Source organism: Halovivax ruber XH-70 (assembly GCF_000328525.1).
GTDB lineage: Archaea > Halobacteriota > Halobacteria > Halobacteriales > Natrialbaceae > Halovivax > Halovivax ruber.
The window spans coordinates 799,188-820,002 of record NC_019964.1 but is presented as its reverse complement, the minus strand read 5'-3'; the positions used below and the strand labels follow the sequence as shown (position 1 = coordinate 820,002).

Sequence of the window (20,815 nt, the reverse complement as noted above, 5' to 3'; positions counted from 1 at the left end):
GAAACGTTTACATATTCTCCCAAGGTTCATGTTGCTATGGAAAAGATCAAGAAACAACGGCAATTGCGGATCGTGTCTGCGATCAATATCGTAATTATTTCTATTGGTGCTTTTTCATATATAACAATGTCGCCAGCCGGATCAGCGACACTACCGGCGATTACGTTCGCACTCGGAGTTGTTGCCCTAACGATCGGGACCGCATTCGCCCTCATCGAGTTTCATGACCGGGCCGCACTCTTCCTTGCACTTGTGATCGCCACCCTCGGTGGACTTGGAATGGCTGTCGGCCCACAGCTCTGGCTCATTCCATTGCTCACCATACTCGCACTGACCATAGAGCGCTCACTGGTACCTCTCGGGGTACTTGTCGCGATCGCGGTCCTGCTCGGTCTCACCGTCCGGACGGCGACGTGGCAGCGGTCCGCGACTGCCCTCGTGGCCACGCTCGTGTTCGCCAGTGCGGCGGGGACGTACCTCGTGATACACAGACGGCTATTTACCCGACAGATCGGGTAAAGACGCCTTCGCCGGGTTCACCTAGATCGGCGTGCGGTAGCCGATGCAGTCACGGTTCTTTCCGCTCCATCACGTCGAATGCGGTTGCCACGAAACCCGCGCCGAGTTTCGACGACGATCACCCACGTTTGTCACCTCGAATACCACAACGGCTCGTGGAGCAGTCGACGGAGAACCGACGTCCCGTTCGGTTCGAGATGCTGTGCTACCTCTCCCACACCCGCCGGTTGCTATGTGTCGGGCGAGTCGATCGTTCCTCTTCGAAACCGCACTACGGTCGCCACGAGCAGCCGAAACCCACACTGGACCGGAAGTAAACACATAAATCCAACACCCGTCTCTACCTCCCCTATATGCAATTCTGCGACGAGTGCGGGTCGATGATGCACACGGAGGGCGACACGTGGGTGTGTCGCTCCTGTGAGAACGAGGAGCCGCGGGACTCGCAAGCTGAAGCGGCGATGGCGACCCAGGATGGACAGCGGGACGACGGGGCACCCGCCGTGGCCGACGCGACCCAGGGCGCCACCGAGACGACGCAGGAGCCCTGTCCGGCGGCCGACTGCGACAGCGACCGGGCCCACTCCGAGCTGATGCCGAAGCCGGGCGGCTCCTACGAGGTTCGGCTGTTCACCTGTGTCGAGTGCGGCCACAAGTGGCGCGAGTCCTGACGGCGCTGCTCGCGAACACCGTCTCTTACCTCACGTCCGAACACGAATTCGACGAACGATCGCAGATTCTCGACTCGTTTTGGCCCACGTCATCGGATCCAAGAGCAGAGTTGCACGCTGAGAAGGCACTAGTTCGCGCCGAAGTACGGCAAGGCAAACCGACTGGCAAGAGATCGTCGTCCCAGGACGAGAACTGAATGCCAGCGGTACTTACAGGCGTATCCCGATTCGGTTCACCAGTACGAACGTAATCGGATACGCGATCGCCCAGACGATGGCGATGGGCGCTGGATCGCTTCCGGGAATCTCACTGTCGATCACGAGTACGATACCGGCACCAAGTGCAGCGACGCCGATAGCCGTGGTGATCAGGACGAGGACATAGGTCCAGAGTCGGTCGAGGGACCAGACCCCCACCACGAGAAGTACCGTCCCGACCCCACAAACCGCGAGTAGTATCGTTTTAACTGTGTCCTGTTCGAGAGGGGAACCGAGCACCGCGTTCGTGTACACGACCAGCGGTGCGAGTAAAATGCCACAGCCAAGAACCGCAGCCGGAATCTCGACTGGACCTCGTGGCGGGTCCCGATAATAGTTCGACGAACCGGTCATATTAGCGTGCTACAGCACGGTTTTGACTTCGCCAAAACGGATTATTGAAGTTCACTTTCAAGGAGAGTTCCTGTTCCGTTCCAGTTACCAGCTGTTCGCGTGTACATTCGATCGTCACGCTGGCAGGTCCAACCTCCGATGAAAAGGCAACCCTCGAAAACACCAGTCATATCTGAGGTGAAGAAGTTTCCGTCCTGTCTGATGGTGATATCCTTATCGTCAGTACCCTTATAATCCCAGTACGCCAGTACGTAGTGTTTCCCGGTTCCCGATCCTGTCGCGTCGATCGCCCGCACGCCTTCCAGTGGCTTGTGCTCCCACTCAATTTCGTGCGTGAAATCAAACGCCTCATATTCGGTCCTACCGATGGCGCGGAGTTCAATCTTCGCTGTGACGGTAGTGGAAAAGTCCGCGTAGTCCCACGGCTCTTCCGCCTTTTGTTCAGTTCCTCCACCACGGATAACCGGGCGGCCCTCGATTTTCAGGTTTATGTCTGCAAGTTCTGCACCGATTGCTTCGATCTGCTCGTCGCTTAGTTGGTCTAGTGTTCTTTGACGAACAGACTGAATTCGATCACGAGCTAACTTGTTTGAGTTTGCCTGTGTATGGATTCGTTCGCTTTCTTCGAATGTAGTCGTGATAAACTCGAGAGTTTGCTTCCTATCAGTTGGGTCGAACGTGACGTCAATGGTTTGCTCCTGATCGTCTGCACTGGCGCCTGAAACGACAACTGGCAACGATGCGAGCGATCCAGTTATCCCCCTGAGGATTTGTCGCCTGGAGTTTTTGGGTTCTTCACCAGACATTACACCCCATAATTCCACCTATAGATATAAGTATTTTTCTAATTTAAAATATTAAACATGGTTTGAGGTTAAAGAGGAATTTCGAAGGGAGGGGCTGAAAATATCCCATAGAATCAAAAAATAATAAGGATGTATTATTAAAAGTTGCCAATAGGCCGTTATTCTTCAAATTGGCGTAGTTGACACCTCCTATTCAATCTAGACGTCCCGCTCGACGACGAATTCGGCGAACGAACGCAACTGCTCGGCCGCGTCGCGATCGATGTCGAGGGCGTCGACGTGGGCGAGTGCTTCCTCCGAGAGTGCTCGTGCGCGGTCCTTCGCGTACTCGATGCTCCCGGAGGCCTCGATGATGCGCAGCGCCTCGGTGATCTCCTCGTCGGTGTTCTCCTCGGCGGCGATGATGTCAGCCAGGCGCTCGGCGTCCGCGGGGTCGCTCTCCTCGATCGCGTGGAGGACGAGCAGGGTCTTTTTGCCCTCACGGATGTCGTTGCCGAAGGCCTTCCCGAAGTCGCCCGCGCGGCCCAGTGAGTGCTCGACGTCGAGCACGTCGTCGCCGATCTGGAAGGCGACCGCGACCGTCTCGGCGTACTCGGCCGCGTGACGCTCGACCTCGGCGGACTGGTCCGTTACGATGGCAGCCAGACGGGCGACGATGCGGCCCAGACAGCCCGTCTTGCACGCACACATCTCGAGGTACTGCTCCCGAGTCGCCCGGACCTCACGTTCGTTGTGCCAGCAGATGTCCATCCCCTGGCCGAGGTGGGTGCGATTGAGTTCGTGCATCAGCATCTCGTAGGCGGCCAGACGCTGTGACTCCGGGAGGCCTCCCGGGTTGTTCGTGATGATCTTCAGCGGCAGAAAGTACATCGCGTTGCCAGCGTTGAGCGCGACGTCCTGACCGAAACGGTGGTGCAAGGCGGGTTCCCCACGCCGCGATTCCGCCTCGTCCTCGACGTCGTCGACGATGATCGTCCCGTTGTGCAAGATCTCGGGAATCGTCGCGTAGGGAAGGTAGTCCTCGGGCGCTTCGCCAAATGCCTCGACGAACACCAGAAAGAGGACGGCACGCCAGCGTTTACCGCCGCGGTCAAGCAAGTCCCAGATCGGGTCGGCGAGCGCCCGTTGAATGCTCTCGGGGTCGTACTCGAAGGTCGGCTCGCCGAAGTACGACTCGAGGTACGCCGCGTCGACCTCCCGGGGAAGAACGTCGGCGATGGCCTCGTCGATGGCGGGCCGCCACTCGAGAAGCGTCTCTTGCATAGGTCTGCGGTCACAGACCGGGGTGAAAAAGTTTCAGTTCCTGGTTCGTGACCGCCGATCGACCCCGATTTCTTTTGCCGACGGGACCGATGAGCACGCATGGATCCACTCGAGGGAACCGCAGAATCCCTCACCGTCAATCTCGTCGGGACGGCGGTCGACGCGATCCCGGGCCTCCAGGGAGTCGGCGCGGAGCTGGGGATCGAATTCCGTCACGGTGGCGAACTCGATCTCGAGGCGACGGACCCGTCACTCGTCCTCTGTGACGGCAACGACGGGCTTCGATCGATCGCCCGTCGTGAACTCGACGCGCCAATCCTCCCCATCGAACCACCACGAACGACGTCGGACTCGACCGACGCCACTGTCGAGTGGGATAGCGACCACACCCCGCCGTTCGGCGTCGCTCCGGCGGAAACGGCCGACGCCATTCGGACGCTGTTCGAGATTGGCGGCGACACCCGCCGACTCGCGACGCTCTCGATCGAGACCGACACGACGTCGGAGCTCGCCGTGCGCGACCTTGCCCTCGTCACCACCGAGCCGGGCGCGATCGCGACGTTCACCGCCACGTCCCGCGGCGATCCGATCACCGAAGTTCGCGCCGACGGCCTCGTCGTGGCTACGCCAGCGGGCAGCCGCGGGTTCGCCCACGCTGCCGGCGGTCCGACCCTCGAGTGGGAACTAGACGCCGTCACCGTCGTCGCTCTGTCCCCGTTTACCACCGATATCGCCCCGTGGGTCGGCTCACCCGACGGGCTCGAACTGTCCATCGCGAGCGACGGCCCGGACGCCCAGCTCCAGTGTGATGGACACGTGCGTCGGACGATCCCGGCCGGATCGACGATGGCCATCGCCCCCGGACCCGACCTCTCGATCGTGACGCCGGCCGACCTGGACTAGGTCATCGGGTGAACGCGACGAACGCGTCCCACCGGTCCCCGGGATCAGCTGTTCTCGGGTGCCTCGTCACGGTGATAATCGGGGTTCTCCTGCTCAAGCGCGTCGCCTTCACGCTCCTGGGAGTCGTATTCGACGTTCTGCCGTCGGTCCGATTCCTGTGCGGCTTCCCTGGCTTCTTGCTGTTGGGCCGGCAGGCCGTCGTTTTCGTCGGCCTCTTCTGCCTCCTCGTCGGCCGCGGCCGGGTGGTCGTCGAGTCCGTGGTCGTCCGTTTCGTTCACCATGTGGCAGTCACCGGCGCGGCGGTACCGCCGGTGCGAAAAAGTGGGTTGGGCTTGCATGCGCGTCGTCTGTCAGGAGGACGGCCGAACCTGTGCTGACAGATTTCGGCGCCTACCAGGGGTCACCTGAAGCGAGATCGATGTCGCCGTCACCCTTCTCCGACGGACAGATGTCCGCCAGCACGCACGACTCGCAGTCGGGATTGCGTGCCGTACAGGTCGCTCGCCCGTGGTCGATCAGCAGGTGCGTGAACTGCACCCAGTAGCCTTCGGGGACGATATCGAGCAGGTCCTGTTCGATGGCCTCCGGTCGCTCCTCCTCGGTGATCCCGAGCCGTCGGGTCAGGCGCTGGACGTGCGTGTCGACGACGATGCCCTCCACGACGTCGTGGCCGTGCTGAAGGACGACGTTCGCCGTCTTGCGGCCGACACCGGGCAGCTCGGTCAACTCGTCCATCGTGTCGGGGACCTCGCCATCGTGTTCCTCGACGATGAGTTCGCAGGCCTCCCGGATGTACCCCGCCTTGTTGTTGTAGAAGTTGATCGAGTTGAGCGCCTCCGCGAGTTCCTCCTGTGGGGCATTCGCGTAGTCCTCGGGGGACTGGTAGGTCTCGAAGAGGTGTTCGGTCTCCGCGTTGACCCGCTCGTCGGTACACTGCGCGGAGAGGATCACGGCGATCAGCAGTTCCAGCCGGTTCGAGTAGCGAAGCGAAATCGTCGAGTCGGGATACTCGGCCTCCAGCCGATCGATGACCTCGACCGTCTGGTCGTCGCGAGTCTCGCGTGGCGTGCCCATGGACCTCCTTCCGAGAGCGATCATTTCAGGAATTCGGTTGCGGCCAGCACCACAGACCAGGCGCCGCTGCCGGCGAGTACGGGATGGCCAATGCCGTCGAGTTTTCCCGTTACTGCCAGCACGTGCAGGACGGCAGATTGCACACCCGGCGCAACAATGGCTACTCGTGGGAGTCGCCTCCGCGCGGTTGCTCGACCGACCGAAATCCACCGATCGACGATGGCTCAACGGACCGGGCAAATCGGTTCAAATAAGTTATAGTTTATTCGAACTATCACACATCCTTATTATATTCTGGTTCGCTTGGTCACCAAGACGCGACCCAGGGCAGGCACTCGGCGCGACAGGAGCGGATCGGTCGGGGAGACAGCCCTACCCGCGCCGAACACCCGCCGGACCGGCCGACGTCTGGCAGTGAGCGAGCATGACAGTGACAAACGGACAGCACGACACCCGCGGGGAATCGTTCGACGGATCGGGAGCCGACGCACTCGACGCGCTTCTCGAGGCCCTCAGGGACGACCAGGGCGGTGCACGGACCGAAGCGCTCAAACGGGCGATCGACCACCGCCCAGAGCCCGACGACACCCAGGATCGGCGACGCACCGAGCTCGCGGCGGCCGTCCAGCAGCTCGAAGCCGACGTCCAGGCCCTGTCGGAATCGACCGACGACGGGGAGTCCGACGACGTTCGCGCCGAGCTCGACGCGGCTGCCGACGAGCGAGAGGCGCTCCGGGCAGCCGTCGACGAACTCCGGACGGCCACCGACGTTCAGGACAGAATCGAGACGATCGAAGGCGGGCTCTCTGACCTCGCCGAACGCCAGGCGGCCCTCGAAACCGCGGCTCGTGAGCTGCGTTCGGACCTTGACGGAGACGAGACCACCGAGACACAGCCAGACGCAGACGGCGACGCGTCGCCGTCCGAGCCGCCAGGAGACCAGGCCGACGTGACCGAACGAATCGATCACTTAGAACGGATCCTCGACACGCGAACGACCGCCCTCGCCTCGAAAGCAAGGCGGATCGAGACGGTCGAAACCCGGCTCGACGACCTCGAATCCTCGCTCGACGAACGGACGAACGCCCTGGAAGACGACCTCGACGCCGTCAACGAGACGCTCGAAGAGGCCGCCACGATGCTCCAGTCCGAAACCAGAGACGAACTCGAATCCGTCCGAGCAGAGCTCGAAGAACGGATCGACGCACTCGAATCGGAGTTCGAGTCGGCGGTCGACTCGCTGGAAGACGACGTCGATACGCTCGAATGGCACGCCGTCGACATGATTCAGTGGCGCAAATCCTACGAGGAGTCGGTTCCCGACGCAGACGGCGAAGACAGGAAGAATTCCACGTAAACTCGTTCCCGAACGCGGCTGGGTTGGATCGCCTGCCGACGCGTCGGTCGAGCGGCGAGCCGTGACCTTTATGCGACCTTCTCTCCCGTGTCACGGTATGAAAGCGACGGCAATGGCCCATCCCATCCAGGGACTCGTCAAGTATCACGGGCTGCGGGACGATCTGGAGCGATACCCGTATCACGACAGTATCAGCGTCTGTACCGCGCCCAGCCACACACGGACGACCGTCGAGTTCTCCATGGACTACGACGAGGACACCTACGTCGTCGACGGCGAGGAGCTCACAGGCACCGGCTTCGACCGCCTCGAACGCGTCGTCGAGAAGGCCCGCGGCATGTCCGACGCCGCCCACACCGTCTACCCCTGCCGGATCGAATCGGAGAACTCCTTCCCCTCGAACGTCGGTCTCGGCTCCTCTTCCTCGGGCTTCGCCGCCGCCGCGATGGCGCTCTCCGAGGCGGCCGAAATCGACGCCTCCCGCGCCGAGATCTCGACCATCGCCCGCGTCGGCTCCTCCTCGGCCGCCCGCTCGGTCACCGGCGCCTTCTCCATCCTCACCCAGGGGCTCACCGACGAGGACTGCCACGCCCGCCGGCTCCAGACCTCGCTGCACGAGGACCTCCGAACCGTCGTCGCGCTGGTGCCGTACCACAAGGACACCGACGACGCGCACAAAGAGGCCGCGGACAGTCACATGTTCGACGCCCGCAGAGCCTTCGTCGACGACCAGCTCGCCGAGATGAAAGCCGCGCTCCGCGACGACGACTTCGAGCGCACCTTCGACATCGCCGAGAAAGACTCCCTCAGCCTCGCCGCGACCACCATGACCGGCCCCGAGGGCTGGGTCTACTGGCAACCGGCCACCCTCGCCGTCTTCAACACGGTCCGTGAACTCCGCGAAGAGGAGGACGTCCCCGTCTACTTCTCGACGGACACCGGCGCCAGCGTCTACGTCAACACCACCGAGGAACACGTCGACCGCGTCGAAGAAGCCGTCGCCGACACCGGCGTCTCGACCACCACCTGGAGCGTCGGCGGCCCCGCCAAGCTCTTGGACGACGAAGACGATCACCTCTTTTAAACGAACTTTTCCGCTGCGGGACGGCTGCGCCGGCCCTCGGGAAAACTTCGATGAAAAGCACTCCTCCCTCCCCTTCAGCGCGGCGGAGCCGCGCTTTCCGGGTCGGTCGTCGGCCCGCTCACTCGGCTGACGCCTCGTTCGCGGTGAGTGCGCTAGAGCATGCCAGCCCTTCCCCGTTGGCGCGCAGATCGCTCGCGCGACTGCGCGCCAGGCCACCCCGTCTCCGGAACTGGCAAACACGGATATCGCCCGGGAATCAGTTCCTCGCTGGTGTCCGAGACCCTCTCGTCACCGACCACGACCACCGAACCCATCAGTCCGTTGTCGGTATCGGCACTCATAAGATCCGCCGGGACGAATACTGATTTACACGCACCCTCCGCTAATACCAATGAACCCATTCAACAACACCCTGGACTGGAGTTTTCGCGGGAAGTACGCCCGCGTCCACGGGACGAATCGCGTCTACGAGGGGTGGGTCGACCGTATTCACCACAAGCGATCGAGCGTGGTCCTTCACGACGCGACCGACGTCACCGGCGACCGGGAACGGGACCTCGGGTCGGTCTACGTCCGCGTCGTGGAGACGATCGAGGTCCTCTCTCCCTCGAAAACGATCGAACTCGTGGCGCTCGACGACGTCGAACCCTCCCCGCTTCACGACCAGGCCTTCGAGGCCTCCGACGAGGACATGCGCGCCGCCTCACGTGACCAGTTCGCCGGCGGCTACCCCGTCGTCCGCCCGATCGACGACCCCGACCGCGCCCCCTACGAGCTGCTCAACGGCCACAAACGGATCGAGGCGTGTCGCCGCGTCGGACTCGACGCTCACCCGGTCGAGATCGTCGAGGCGACGGACGAGGAAGCCAGAGAGCTGTTCGAACTCGCACACCGAGAACAGGCCGCGTGCGAGGGAGACAGTGGGTCGGACGACGACCCTGACGCCGGCGACGACGCTGCGGCCCAACCAGGTGGCGACGACTCCGAGGAGCAACCGGATCTCGAGTACGCATCGAACGAATAATCAGCGATCGATCAAGCGGCGGTCCACCAGCGACTACCGCCACCGGGCGTTCGCGAGGCAGTAGATGATCGCGACCCACCCGACGACGAGTCCCACGATCACCACGAGAAAGTCGGCCAGGCAGGTTTCGAAGACGACACAGTAGCCGATTCCGATCGTCAGGAGTATCAACGAGAGCAAAACCAGCAAGTGACATCGACGCTCGACCGCGGGTTCCATACGGCAACTCACCACGATACAACGCTTATAGGCTCGTGTCAGATTCGGTTACAGACACGACTTTGGATAGGACACTCTCGATGCACAGGATCGCCAGCTACTGGCCCGGCGATGACGTGTACTGCTATTACCGTCGCCACCATAGGACGCCGTATGCACGTCGTCGTCCTCGGCGGTGGCTACGCCGGTGTCGCAGCCGTTCGACGGCTCGAGCACCTGCTTCCCGCCGACGTCGATCTCACGCTCGCCACCGACACACCCGATCACGTGCTGCAGCACGAACTCCACCGAGTGCTCCGACGGCCCGCCGTGGCGAACGACCTCGTCGTTCCGCTCACGCAGGCGACAGATCGGACTCGCATTCGCGTCGCGACCGTCGACGGCCTCGATCGTGAGAACAGAACCGTCTCTCTGTCGAGCGGGACGCTCGCCTACGACTACTGCGTCGTCTGTCTCGGTACACAGACAGCGTTCCACGGCCTCGAATCTGTCCGTGAGCGGGCCACACCGGTGAAACGTATTCGCCACGCACTGGCGATCCGCGACGAGTTTCGAACCGTGCTCGACGCGACGACCGGCTCCGTCCGGATCGTGGTCGGCGGCGCCGGCCTCTCCGGCGTGCAGGTCGCCGGCGAGCTCGCGGCACTCGCCAACGCGTGGGACGCCGGCGAGCGAACGACCGTCACGCTACTGGAGCAGCGATCGCGCGTTGCCCCCAACCTCCCAGCCCGGTTCGGGGAAGCGATCGCCAGCACCCTCGCGGAGACGGGGATCGACGTACGGACGGAGGCGACAGTGACGGGTGCCGACGATACAGCCGTCGAACTCGAGGGAGACGGCGCCATCCCGTACGAGCAACTCGTCTGGACGGGTGGCATCCGGGGGACCGACACGATGGCCGCCGATCGGCCGCGTGTCGGCCCGGACCTCCGCCTCGACGAGCACACATTCGTCTGCGGGGACGCCGCACAGATCGAGGATACGACCGGTCAGCTCGTCCCTGCCAGCGCCCAATCGGCCCGACGAGCGGCTCGAACGGCCGCGACCAACGTCGCGAGACTGATCGAGCGTGACCGGACGGGGACGCCCACCGATACGGCTGAACTGGCACAGTTTCACTTCACTTCGCCGGGGTGGGTCGTCAGCGTCGGCGACGACGCGGTGGCGACGATCGGGTCACGGATCCTCACCGGCAATCCGGCGAAGACTGCGAAGGCGGCCGTCAGCGCGAGGTACCTGCTGGAACTGGGTGAACGACGAGCAGCCGCGCGGCTGGCGCGGTTGGAAGTCGGTGGGTAACCGAACAGTCGAAACAGCCGGAGACGCCCGCCGGCTGAGGCAATCCGATCGGCGTGCGAGCAATGCGGACGGCACCTACGTCCAGCGATCGAGTCCGGACTGGACGAGCGACTCCTCGATGCGTTCGAATCCACGGGCGACTTCGTCGGCGTCGACCGCCCACTCCTCGCAGACGTAGTCGCGGGCCGCCGCGACGTCCGGGTCGAGATCGGTGGTGAACTCGTAGTCGTCGGTAACGTTCGGATCACGAAACAGCTGGCGAACCCGGTCGCCGTACTCGACGTGGTCGCCACGGGATTCCAGTGCGCTCCAGAGGTCGCCGTGTTCGTGAATGAGCGAGAGCGCCGTCTTCGGACCGATCCCGTCGACGCCGTCGTTGAAGTCCGTCCCGATCATGATCGCCACGTCGATCAGTTGTTCGAGCGTGAGGTCGTGATCGTCGAGGGTCGCCTGGAGATCCATCAGTTCCGGATCACCTTTGCTGGTGAGCTGGCGCAGCGTTCGAGGCGAGCCAAAGAGCAACGCGTCGTAGTCTTCCGATCCGACGTAGTCGGCGTCGCCGTTCCGGACGATGTTCGCCGCCTGGGCCTCGCCTTCGGCCGGCGCCTCGACTACCGGGACGTCCAGCAATCTGAGGAGTTCGCGGCTCGTCTCCTGAATCGTCGGGGTGAGCCGCTGCGTGTAGGACTCGAGCTGTGCGATGGCGACCTGATCGCCTTCCTCACGGGCAACTTCGAGTTGCTCCTCGTAGGATTCGCGTTGCTCGCGACGGGATTCGATCTCGTCCGTTTTGAGCTCCGACGGACCGCCGTCGAAGACCATCACCGGCACGATATCGTGCTCGAAGAATTTCGGTAGGCCCTGCACCATACCGACGAGGTTCGCGACCTCCGTCCCGTCCGCAGTGGTGTAGATCGACGAATTGGTCCACTTCACCGTCGTCGTCAGGTATCGGTAGAGCCAGTTGTGGGCGTCGACCGCGACGACCGACCCCTCGAGCTCGTCGAAGGGGATCGACTCGATCGACGCGATGTCCCGAAGTGCTGCGTTTCCCATCGACACACCCTTCGAACGGCTGGGATTTGAGCGTTGGCCTCTTCGACGGCCACCGAGTTTCGTTACCCGCCCGTTCGATCGTCTCGGGCGGCCCGATCGGCCACTCCAGTTCGATCCGTCCGGCGGGCGCGATCGTCTGACTCGGCCGGTTGACCACGCTCGAGGCACTCCGAGACGAAGGATCGTTCCGCGTCGGTGAGCTCGCGGTCGCGGAAGCGTTCGAGTCCCTCGCGATAGCGCTCGTCGACGGCATCCTCCGATGGGAACGTGAGGACGAGTTCGGCGATCCCGGTCGTCTCGCCGGTGAATCCGAAGCCGGCGCGATGCAACGCTTCGTACGCGTAGGGATTGTTGACCGCGATCCGCAACTCCTCGTAGCCTCGTTCCAGCGCCCGATCTCGCACGAATCTGCAGAGACGCGGCCCGATCCCCTCGCCCTTCCGATCCTGGCGAACCGTCACGTAGCGGAGCCAGCAGACGGTCTCGTCGGTCCGATCGGCGTTGAACGCGACCGCTCCGACGAGTTCGCCGTCCTCGCGGGCGACGGCCTTTCCGGTCGAGGACATGACGAACTTGCCCGCGTAGGCGAAGCGCTCGTAGTCGAGTCTGAGCGTCGGTCCGTCGGCCGGCCACCCGAGTAGTTCGGCCTCCACGACTCGACGGACGGTCGCCCGACGGAAAACGTTCGCTCATCGGGCTGTCGTGAATCATGTGCTCGACTGATCGGCTTCCCATCGCGTTTATTCGTTTTGGGAATCACCGTCGCGGCCTTCTTCCCGGAGTGAATTTCTCCAATAGAAAGGTATAACATGGTGAGATTCCAATTATCCGCCATGGCAACCACCGACGACGCCTTTGACGGACTTACGGAACACTGTCAGGAATGCGACCTGGATACGCTGCACGAAGTTTCGGTACAGCTTCGAACCGAAAGCTCGAAAGCCGAGAACGCGGCGTTCTCTCGCGAACCCTACCGCGTCACCGAGTGCCAGCGCTGTGGCCACCGCGACAGCCAGCGCATGAACAACGCCTGATCGGTCCCGAGCGAGGCGACGGATCGACTCGGCCGCCGAAAACGCCCTGGCGTCGTCGGCGTCGCGATCGCGGTTTCTTCGGTTTTCTCCCCACACAGTGAGTGCTCAGTCACAGGTGTACGACGCGAGCCGATCGACGACCGGTTCTCCGACTGGTCCCGACTCGTCGACCGGCTGATCGACACGATAGAGCGTGACGGACTCGACGGTCGCCGGTGCCTGGCCGCAGGCGTACCGCGCCGCCGATTCGGCGACCGCGGGACCCGATCCTTTCCCTTTGGATCCGTATCGTTTCCAGAGCGTCGAGGGATAGCGGTCCATAGCGTCAGGTGGCCGGTCGAACGCCGCGGGGCCGCCGTCGACGAGATCGATCGACTCCCCGCCGTCGCGGTCGGCCTCGGCGACGTACCAGCTGTACGACGAAGGTGGGTCGGGTGCGAAGAATTCCCAGCTCGCCCCCTCGAAGGGGCCGTCGTCCACTGCAGACGGGTCGGTCAGATCCGCCGCAGCGACTTGCCAGCCGAAGACGGCGACGAACGCACCGACGAGAGCCAGGGTACCTGCGACCTCGAGGCGCCGTTGGATGGACGCTGGAACGACAGGGCGCATGTTCGTTCCCCGCGGTTCGAATCCGGTGGCCCTCGCGAAGGCGGACAGGCGGGAGGGAAGGTGCTGCACTGCGAGGGTGCGCTCGACCCGATTCCAGGCGAGCGGTGGGAGGAAGGGCACGAGCGCGACGCACATGATGAACGGAAAGGCGCCCAGTCGGAGTGTCATCGCCATGCCGAGGTGGGCGCAGACGAAGGCGGCGACGACGGCGAGACGTGCCCAGCCGGTGAGGACCACGAGCCCGACCGCTACCGAGATCGTGACCACCCAGAGCCAGTTGACCCCCGTGAGCACGGACGGGTGAGCCGAGAGCGTCGGGCCGAGCAGGAAGGTGAAGTCCTCGAGCTGGAAGATGCGCGGGACGGCGTCACCGCGCATCCAGGCGTCGCTCTGGAGTTTGAGGAGCGCGTTGATGGCGTAGATGCTGACGACGTGCAAACTGAGTACCGCCGTTCCCGTAGAGACGATCCGCTCGGTCGTCCAGTTCCCGCGGGGGCGGATCGCCCAGCGTGCGTCGAGTGGCAGTGCCGCACCGAAGAGACACAGCGAGATGAGGATCGTGTCGCCGCCGTTGACGAGGTACGGGTTTCGCGCGTGCATCGATGCCAGCAATCCGGCGAGGAGGACGGCCGCCACCCGGGATCGGTAGCCGACGAGCACGCAGACGGCGGCGAGTACCGTCACGCCGAGCAGGAGTCCCTGAAACCACGCTGCCCCGCTCTGGGCGTGGAGGGACCACTGCGCGAGCGTCGGGGACACCTCCGCAAGCGCGGCGCGCGAGAGAACGCCGCGATCGGTGTAGAACGTCACCAGACCCGGGAGTCGGAGGGCGAGCAGATCGAAGAGCGCCACCAGCCCGAGGCCGATGCGAAACGAGGCGATCGCCCGCACGTCCATTCCGAGCCGCGTGCGGAGTCGAGCGAGCGCCGTGGCTGCCGTCGTATCATCGCCAATCGTGCCGGCCATCCGCTCGAGCTTGGACCCCGCCATGGCGACGTGTGATCTGGCCGACGGTTCGCAACCCCTCCATAAGGAAGTTCGCGTTCACGGGCCGTCGTCAGACACGGGAACGGACCAGTGATGTCGACGCAAACACCGAGAATCGTATGGGGCGTTACCAGGGTTCCCAGGACGAGACAGCCGCTTCGCTCGACCAGTACTCGTCGTACAACGAGCAGAACTTCTGGCTCTGGAAGCCCTCGTAGGTTCCCCACCCTTGTGCGCGAAACGGAACCGGTGGTTTCACGCCCATCAGCAGGAACCGGTCGCGAATCTGGCAGGCGAGATTCGAGACGACGTAGTGCTGGAACGAGTCAACCGACGCAGGATCGAACGCCATCAGTTCGACGCGAACGTCCGGGTCGCGATCGAGTGGGTGTTCGCCGTGGGATACCTGCTCGTTCCCCTGCCCGTCGTTGTGCAACACGTGCATCCCCGAGACGGCTTCGAGCTCGAAATCGAGTTCGTCCATCTCGTCGAACGGGATGTCGCCGTCGCCGACGGCCGGTGAATCGGCATCCCCGTCGAACCGACCGAGGAATTGCTCGAGGACCGGCGGGTCGAAATCGACCGGATCGGGTTGCAGGTAGACGTCCTTCTGGTAGACGATGGCGTCGTCGGGATCTGCGTCGTCGAACGGCAATTCGACGCCGAATCCGTCGTAGTGGCGACGAAGTTTGGCGTGGAGATCGCCGAAATAGTCGTCGAACTCGCCTTCGGAGAGCATGGTGATGGCCAGCAGGCCAGCCACGAGGCGGTCGGGGTTTTCGGTTGGTGGAACCGTGTCGTATCCGCGTTCGCGGTAGACGTGCCAGCGGGCGAATCGACGGGCCTGATCGACGCGCTCACACTCTTCTCGTGTCCGTTTAGCCGGGTTGTTCGCTATTTCGTCGCAAGTGTGATGATAAATCTCCCCATCAGCCTCCATCTCGACCAAATGCTCCACATCAGCATTGTCAATAACGCTTAACCCAACTGCATCGTCCTTCTCTCCTGTGATAGTTGCATCCATAATTATTCTTGTGTGCTGTGTGACAGGCCACGTGATTGATCCTCGAGCCACGTGCCCTCCCGAATCTCCTGTTCGATCTGTTTTGCACGCTCCTCCAACGACCCATTCGTCTGTCGCCAGATATCCTTCAGATCGTCGAGACTCGTTATCTTGCCTTGTCGAAATTGGCCGATCGTCTGTGACCCACGTTTGTCGATGTCGTAATCGGCGGCACTCGAACCCAGGTTAGCTAACGAAATGAGCGCAGGAATCGTCGTCGCCGACAGGATCTTCTTGATCAACCCCCACGACGCTTTGTCCCACTTGCTGATCTCGACGTTACCGTCGAGCAACTCTCGCTGATCCTCCGTCAGCGCCACGTCGCTCAGGTCGACATCGATGTCCGATTTGAGGTTCTCGATTTGCGTCTTGATATCCGCCTGCGACGGGCCGCGTTTGGCCACCTCCTGTGCAGCCTTCGACGGCGAATTCTGTAACTCCTGTTTCGAGGCTAGCTCGGATTCCTTCTGCTGCTTCTCGATAACGTCTTGAGCCACTCCGTGCAGATACGCAAGCCGATTTTCGTTCTGGTCCTCACGGAAGTCGCTGATCTCGCCGCTCTCGTTCTCGGCCTCGAACAGCGCCATCGCCTCGAACACCTTGTTTTCCGGTACCCGCTGGATGTGAACGTCCGTACCGAGCCGGTCCACGACCAGCGGTTCCTCCCCGGACAGCGCGTCTTCGGCCGCCTGATCAGCCTCGCGCTCCAACTGCGGATCCGGATCGATCTCTAAATCCGCGTCCCCCTGCGGCATCATCGAGATCGCCGCGCCCGTCTCGTGTGTCGCTTCGCTCCCGCTCGCTACTCCGGCGGCCCTCACTCCGTTCGCGCCGCCCGTCTGCTGCTTCACGTGGGCCAACTCGTGAGCGAGCAGGTACTGTCCCTCCGCGCTCTCGGGGTCGTACTCCCCATCGTTGAAGACGATCGCGTTGCCGCAGGTGAACGCCCGGGTGTCGTTCCTCTCGCAGAGATGCCAGCAGGGATCGGCCACGGTCACCCGCCGAACAGTGCACGCTTGAGGCGGGTCGACAACGACGACAGCTCAGAACCGGGCTCGATCTCCCCGACTCCAAGTGCACCGGTTTCGACGCCTGGCTGGCGGTACCCCTCGATATCGGCGTCAGTCAGGTGGTACTCCGGGTAGCAGTCGGCGTGCTGGTAGTGCATTGTCTGCTCGGCCAGACCCTGGCCGAGTACCCGGAACGGTTCCGGCGGTTCGAGCCCCAGGCGGAGGTAGGCGTCACGGACCTGGCACTGGAGATGGTGACAGACCAGTCCCTGGATGATTTCGGTCGTAAGGGTAGACTCGATGCTAGTTTGGGGCGGCGTCATTTGCAACTGGGCGTCGGGCGGCCCCTCGCTGGTGTAGCTCCGTTCGCCCACGACGGGTTCCTCGACGCGTCCGTCGCTGGCCCGTCGCTGGTATTGTAGATCCAGCGCCGACACCTCTTTGATCGCTGCAGCGTCGTCGGTGATCCGGTCGGACAGTTCCTCGCTCAGAACCTCGTACAAAGCGTATGCGTCTGTGATCCCCGCAACTGCGTCCACTGGTGACGCCGCTGCCGGATCGTCGAGGTAGGCCTCGAAGTCCAGCCCGAGAAACACATCCGCACGGTAGGTGATCCCTCCGACCGGGGCATCTTCGTCAGGCAACTCAATAACCGGATCGATCGTTGGCCGAAGCGCGCTGTGGTACTGCTGGGCGTAGTGTCCGAAACGGTCTTCGAACGCGTCGAACGACAGTCCGAACACCGAACCCAGTGCGTACGGTAGCCATTCCGGCGTTAACCGTGGTTGGAGCGTCTGATACCCCAATTCGCGCTGGACCATGTACCTGGCATATTCTTGCGCCTGTCGCAGGCGGACCGACTCGTCGGCTGTCTGCTTCGTCGCGCTAGTAGGGTACGCGTCCTGCTCGTGGTAGGTGATTTCCCCGTCAAAACTCACGTGGATTCCGTGACTAACACCGTTGTTATCAATTATTCTCAAACCCACTCCCTCTTCGTCTTCGTCACCAATTCTGGCCTCCATTGTCACACCTCGTTGGGCGCTGGAACACTTTCCGGACGCTCCTTGTCCTCTGGTATCTCGATATCTAACCTCTCGAAGAGCGTAATAGCCCGCTCCTCAACGCCCAACAGCCGGGCGATTTCGAGCGTCAGATAGATGTCTTCGCGGTGGAGTCGATCCTTTCCAACATGGATTGATCCGCCGACCGCGAACGTCACTGCCAACGCCTCCGGCCGACTGAGTCCGAATTCAGAGACTAGCGGTTGGACAATTGCATTGGTCCCACTGAGCGTAGCTGCGTGCTCCGCGAACTTGTACGCGTCGCGGAATTGGCCGGGATCAACGCTCAACAGGGAAGCTTCTTCGATACCTGCGGCGATTTCAGTCGTCGAAAAGTCGCCGTTGAGGACTTCTCGACGTGTTTTCTCGGCCCGCTGGATGTGAACGTTCGTGCCCAGCCGGTTGACGATCAGCGGTTCCTCGCCCGACAGCGCCTCCTCGGCCGCCTGCTCCGCTTCCCGCTCTAACTGCGGATCGGGATCGATCTCCAGGTCGGCGTCCGGCTGCGGCATCATCGAAATCACCGCCCCGGTCTGTTGTTTCACGTGCGCCAACTCGTGCGCCAGCAGATGCTGCCCCTCTGCGCTCTCCGGGTCGTACTCGCCGTCGTTGAACACGATGGCGTTACCGCAGGTGAACGCTCGTGCGTCGATGGCGTCGGCAGCCGTCGCCGCTTCTGGACCCGTGTGGATTTCCACAGTAGAGAAGTCGGCGTCCATCCGCTCTTCTAACGCGCGCTGAATCGAGGCGTCGAGCGATTTCCCAGAACCAGTTTCGAGTACGTCGAGCACCGGATCGGGGATGTCGTGCGGATCCGTCTCCGTCCCCTCCGTCGCGCGCATGATGTGTTCCTGCGCCTCGTGCCCGTAGCCGCGACTGGCCATCGGCACCCGGTCTGTCCGCGGAACCGGATCCACGTTCTCCATTGCTGGCAGGCCGACCGACGGCGTGGCATCGGGTGGTGTCGCGTCCGGGACTGGCGCGTCGGGAATCGGCGCATCGGGCATTCCCATGGGAGCGAACGCCTGCTGGTCGTCTTCACGGCTTTCTTCGCGACGGTCGTCCCGCCCACGCTCCCGTCGCTCGCCGCTTCTGCGGTTCCGTCGGCGATCCTTCTTCCGACCCATCTAGCCATCCTCCGTTGGCTGAGAAAGGGTTACTGACCGAGCCAGGTCAGTCGTACTTTTCATATCTATGTAGTTCAATTTTCTCTATCATAATTGTTTTCCTACCATAAAGGAAAGAGAATTGGAAGGTTCACTACCTACGTAGACCGACCTTCGGACGTGTTCGCCGTGGAAAACTCCAGCATCCCGAGCGCGGCCACGCAATCCACGCAGATCAGCTTCTCCGAATCCTGGTACTGGTCCGACAGCGTCCCCTGATGGAGCGCCTCGAGCCGGACCCAGTGATCCGCCGTGAGACCCACCTCACAGCGCTCACACGCCGGGTTCGGCGTGGGTTCGTCGTAGTCGTAGCGACCCATCACCGGCCCTCCGAATAGACAGCGTCGATACTCCCCACCTCACTGAGACCGGAGAGCGTAATCGAGCAGTGCAGTCGCTGATTATGCAACCCGCTGGCGAGACGTTTTTGTCTCGGTGGTGTATTTCGAATCATGGTGACCAAGCGCTCGCTTGGAAGCCACGTCTCGGGTGGTTCCAGCACCCGGGACATTTCTGAGGCATGTCCCCGCACGAGATGGACAGCGTGGCTTCCGGTGGGAGGGTTCTATCTGATAGGATAAATAACTAACTAGTTTTGTCCGGAATAAGTAGAATGAAGCGAGGTGAGCGTTCGTTGGTTGAACACAAAGTACAGAACATGATGGACATCCAGCGAACAAGATCCACAGTGCAAGCGGCTACAATTCGGAAAAGGATTTCGCTGATACGACTACCCACACAACGGTTAGTATGAAGGAGGGAGTGAACCCAAGCGATTGCGCCGCTACGGAATTACGGACCTGAATTCCGGTGGCTGACCCTGTACTGTACTCTACCACGAGCGAGGCCGAAGGCCGAGTGAGTGGGCCGACGACTGACTCAAAGCGAGCGAAGCGAGCGGCGAGGAAGGAGGAGTGCTTTTGATCAACATTTTGCCGAGCGTCTACGCGCCGTGGAGCGCGATAGCGCTCCCGGCGCGGAAATAGCGCAGCGCAAAAGGTTGATGCGCGGAGGGGGATTTGAACCACGCGAAGACGGTCCTGCTCACTTCGTTGCGCGGGCTGCGACTTCTCTCATTCAAATCCCTCGGACGATTGCTGCTGCTCGCGGATTTGCTCGCAGCAGCAATGCGCGGAGGGGGATTTGAACCCCCGCCATGAGCTTGGAAGGCTCAGGTCCTACCACTAGACCATCCGCGCTCCATCCCCCGGTTGTTGGTGCTCGGTTAAGAGAGTTCTCTTTTCTCGGAAGGGGGTTGACCGGGGCGGATTGGTGAATGACCTACTGGCTTCCTGCGACCGTCGCGTAGCAGTTCCCGCTCGAAACCTCCCACTCCAGCAGCTCAAGGGCGCTCGCTTCGAGATCTCGTTCGAACTCGTCGGGGGCGTAGATGTGGTAGAACCGGTCCACAGGCTCGCCGCCGGGGAGGGTCCACTCGACCGTCCTGTCGAAGCCGGTCTGGTCCGCCTCGGTGGCGTCGTCGAAGCGGTCGTGGGCCGTGCTCCAGGCGCTGACGAGTGCCCGGCCGTCGGGTGTGAGAACGCGCCCGAGTTCGTCGAGACTGTGGCGGCGATCGGCCTCGGTCGGCAGGTGGTGCAGCGTGGCGACGTAGACGGCCAAGTCGACCGAGTCGTCGCGGAGGGGGAGGTTCGCGGCGTCGCCCTGGATGAGAGCGAGGGGGGCTTCGAAGTCGCGCTCGGCGGCGCGGTCGCGACCGGTATCGAGGAGCGCACGGCTCGCGTCGAGGCCGACGACGTGTTCGACGTGGTCGGCGAGGACCTCCGCGTGCCGGCAGTTGCCACAGCCGAGGTCCAGGCCGCGGTCGAACGACCGGTCGGCGGTGACCCGGGCGACGAAGTCCTCCACCTCGGGCCAGGCGTACTCGCGCGTCGTCGCGAAGTGACGCCCGATGCGCTCGTACGTGTCGCGGACGTCGCGCCGGCGGGACATGTCTCCGCGTGGGGCGGACGGACCGATAACGGATTCGATCCGCAACGA

Annotated in this window: 23 protein-coding genes and 1 tRNA gene; 8 read left to right on the top strand and 16 right to left on the bottom strand. The window is 62.7% G+C overall.

All coding sequences use genetic code 11. The annotated features are described in order from the left end of the window. Window positions 1-36 precede the first annotated feature (36 nt). Both HALRU_RS03780 and HALRU_RS03775 read left to right on the top strand, forming a co-directional pair. Window positions 37-519, top strand: coding sequence for a hypothetical protein (locus tag HALRU_RS03780; RefSeq protein WP_015300082.1), 483 nt, complete (start codon window positions 37-39; stop codon window positions 517-519). Between the two features lie 353 nt (window positions 520-872). Then, the gene (locus HALRU_RS03775) at window positions 873-1,190 is read left to right on the top strand and encodes an RPA12/RPB9/RPC11 RNA polymerase family protein (RefSeq protein ID WP_015300081.1); all 318 of its coding nucleotides are present in this window, start codon (window positions 873-875) and stop codon (window positions 1,188-1,190) included. Window positions 1,191-1,400: 210 nt separating this feature from the next. On the opposite strand, the gene HALRU_RS03770 is transcribed toward HALRU_RS03775, so the two are convergent. From HALRU_RS03770 to HALRU_RS03760, 3 genes are all read right to left on the bottom strand, one after another. Continuing rightward, on the bottom strand, window positions 1,401-1,607 hold the full coding sequence (locus HALRU_RS03770) for a hypothetical protein (RefSeq protein ID WP_148680422.1): 207 nt from the start codon (window positions 1,605-1,607) through the stop codon (window positions 1,401-1,403). 236 nt (window positions 1,608-1,843) lie between these two features. Next, entirely contained in the window at window positions 1,844-2,608 is a 765-nt protein-coding gene (locus tag HALRU_RS03765) for a hypothetical protein (protein WP_015300079.1), read from the bottom strand. Window positions 2,609-2,806: 198 nt separating this feature from the next. Continuing rightward, window positions 2,807-3,871: a polyprenyl synthetase family protein gene (locus HALRU_RS03760; RefSeq protein ID WP_015300078.1), complete on the bottom strand. Its 1,065-nt coding sequence runs from the start codon at window positions 3,869-3,871 to the stop codon at window positions 2,807-2,809. Between the two features lie 99 nt (window positions 3,872-3,970). Here HALRU_RS03760 and HALRU_RS03755 point away from each other — a divergent pair, with 99 nt between their 5' ends. Further along, window positions 3,971-4,774 (top strand): NAD(+)/NADH kinase, encoded by an 804-nt coding sequence (locus tag HALRU_RS03755; protein WP_015300077.1) that lies wholly within the window; start codon window positions 3,971-3,973, stop codon window positions 4,772-4,774. A gap of 44 nt (window positions 4,775-4,818) precedes the next feature. Here the strand turns inward: HALRU_RS03755 and HALRU_RS03750 are convergent, their stop codons facing one another. Both HALRU_RS03750 and nth read right to left on the bottom strand, forming a co-directional pair. Beyond that, window positions 4,819-5,055, bottom strand: a complete 237-nt coding sequence (locus HALRU_RS03750) for a hypothetical protein (protein ID WP_148680421.1) — start codon at window positions 5,053-5,055, stop codon at window positions 4,819-4,821. Between the two features lie 109 nt (window positions 5,056-5,164). Continuing rightward, window positions 5,165-5,848 carry an endonuclease III gene (gene nth, locus HALRU_RS03745; RefSeq protein ID WP_015300075.1) on the bottom strand — a complete coding sequence of 228 codons (684 nt, stop codon included), beginning with the start codon at window positions 5,846-5,848 and terminating at the stop codon, window positions 5,165-5,167. A gap of 424 nt (window positions 5,849-6,272) precedes the next feature. Between nth and HALRU_RS03740 the strand changes: the two genes are divergently transcribed. The 3 genes from HALRU_RS03740 to HALRU_RS03730 all read left to right on the top strand — a co-directional run bounded on the left by HALRU_RS03740 (window position 6,273) and on the right by HALRU_RS03730 (window position 9,313). Next, window positions 6,273-7,205 (top strand): hypothetical protein, encoded by a 933-nt coding sequence (locus HALRU_RS03740; protein ID WP_015300074.1) that lies wholly within the window; start codon window positions 6,273-6,275, stop codon window positions 7,203-7,205. A gap of 97 nt (window positions 7,206-7,302) precedes the next feature. After that, window positions 7,303-8,289, top strand: coding sequence for a phosphomevalonate decarboxylase MvaD (gene mvaD, locus HALRU_RS03735; RefSeq protein ID WP_015300073.1), 987 nt, complete (start codon window positions 7,303-7,305; stop codon window positions 8,287-8,289). A gap of 391 nt (window positions 8,290-8,680) precedes the next feature. Then, complete coding sequence (locus HALRU_RS03730) at window positions 8,681-9,313, top strand: ParB N-terminal domain-containing protein (protein WP_015300072.1); 633 nt, start codon at window positions 8,681-8,683, stop codon at window positions 9,311-9,313. Between the two features lie 33 nt (window positions 9,314-9,346). On the opposite strand, the gene HALRU_RS03725 is transcribed toward HALRU_RS03730, so the two are convergent. Beyond that, window positions 9,347-9,532, bottom strand: a complete 186-nt coding sequence (locus HALRU_RS03725) for a hypothetical protein (protein ID WP_015300071.1) — start codon at window positions 9,530-9,532, stop codon at window positions 9,347-9,349. A gap of 153 nt (window positions 9,533-9,685) precedes the next feature. Between HALRU_RS03725 and HALRU_RS03720 the strand changes: the two genes are divergently transcribed. Then, window positions 9,686-10,831: an NAD(P)/FAD-dependent oxidoreductase gene (locus tag HALRU_RS03720; protein WP_015300070.1), complete on the top strand. Its 1,146-nt coding sequence runs from the start codon at window positions 9,686-9,688 to the stop codon at window positions 10,829-10,831. Between the two features lie 75 nt (window positions 10,832-10,906). Here HALRU_RS03720 and fen read toward each other — a convergent pair whose 3' ends face one another. Beyond that, entirely contained in the window at window positions 10,907-11,887 is a 981-nt protein-coding gene (fen, locus tag HALRU_RS03715) for a flap endonuclease-1 (protein ID WP_015300069.1), read from the bottom strand. Between the two features lie 62 nt (window positions 11,888-11,949). Then, window positions 11,950-12,540 carry a GNAT family N-acetyltransferase gene (locus HALRU_RS03710; protein ID WP_015300068.1) on the bottom strand — a complete coding sequence of 197 codons (591 nt, stop codon included), beginning with the start codon at window positions 12,538-12,540 and terminating at the stop codon, window positions 11,950-11,952. A gap of 180 nt (window positions 12,541-12,720) precedes the next feature. Between HALRU_RS03710 and HALRU_RS03705 the strand changes: the two genes are divergently transcribed. After that, on the top strand, window positions 12,721-12,921 hold the full coding sequence (locus HALRU_RS03705; RefSeq protein ID WP_007698649.1) for a DUF7835 family putative zinc beta-ribbon protein: 201 nt from the start codon (window positions 12,721-12,723) through the stop codon (window positions 12,919-12,921). 105 nt (window positions 12,922-13,026) lie between these two features. Here HALRU_RS03705 and HALRU_RS03700 read toward each other — a convergent pair whose 3' ends face one another. The 8 genes from HALRU_RS03700 to HALRU_RS03665 form a co-directional block, all read right to left on the bottom strand. Next, window positions 13,027-14,520, bottom strand: a complete 1,494-nt coding sequence (locus tag HALRU_RS03700) for an HTTM domain-containing protein (RefSeq protein WP_015300067.1) — start codon at window positions 14,518-14,520, stop codon at window positions 13,027-13,029. A gap of 124 nt (window positions 14,521-14,644) precedes the next feature. After that, the gene (locus HALRU_RS03695; RefSeq protein ID WP_015300066.1) at window positions 14,645-15,541 is read right to left on the bottom strand and encodes a hypothetical protein; all 897 of its coding nucleotides are present in this window, start codon (window positions 15,539-15,541) and stop codon (window positions 14,645-14,647) included. Window positions 15,542-15,543: 2 nt separating this feature from the next. Beyond that, complete coding sequence (locus tag HALRU_RS03690) at window positions 15,544-16,572, bottom strand: eCIS core domain-containing protein (protein ID WP_394294993.1); 1,029 nt, start codon at window positions 16,570-16,572, stop codon at window positions 15,544-15,546. Window positions 16,573-16,574: 2 nt separating this feature from the next. After that, window positions 16,575-17,528 carry a hypothetical protein gene (locus HALRU_RS03685; protein ID WP_245547785.1) on the bottom strand — a complete coding sequence of 318 codons (954 nt, stop codon included), beginning with the start codon at window positions 17,526-17,528 and terminating at the stop codon, window positions 16,575-16,577. Between the two features lie 86 nt (window positions 17,529-17,614). Then, a complete protein-coding gene (locus HALRU_RS15940) occupies window positions 17,615-18,664 on the bottom strand; it encodes an eCIS core domain-containing protein (protein WP_015300063.1) in 1,050 nt (349 codons plus the stop codon). 251 nt (window positions 18,665-18,915) lie between these two features. After that, a complete protein-coding gene (locus tag HALRU_RS03675) occupies window positions 18,916-19,137 on the bottom strand; it encodes a hypothetical protein (RefSeq protein ID WP_015300062.1) in 222 nt (73 codons plus the stop codon). 808 nt (window positions 19,138-19,945) lie between these two features. Further along, window positions 19,946-20,016 (bottom strand) — tRNA-Gly (locus tag HALRU_RS03670). An 82-nt stretch (window positions 20,017-20,098) separates the two neighbouring features. Further along, complete coding sequence (locus HALRU_RS03665) at window positions 20,099-20,767, bottom strand: class I SAM-dependent methyltransferase (RefSeq protein ID WP_015300060.1); 669 nt, start codon at window positions 20,765-20,767, stop codon at window positions 20,099-20,101. Window positions 20,768-20,815 lie beyond the last annotated feature (48 nt).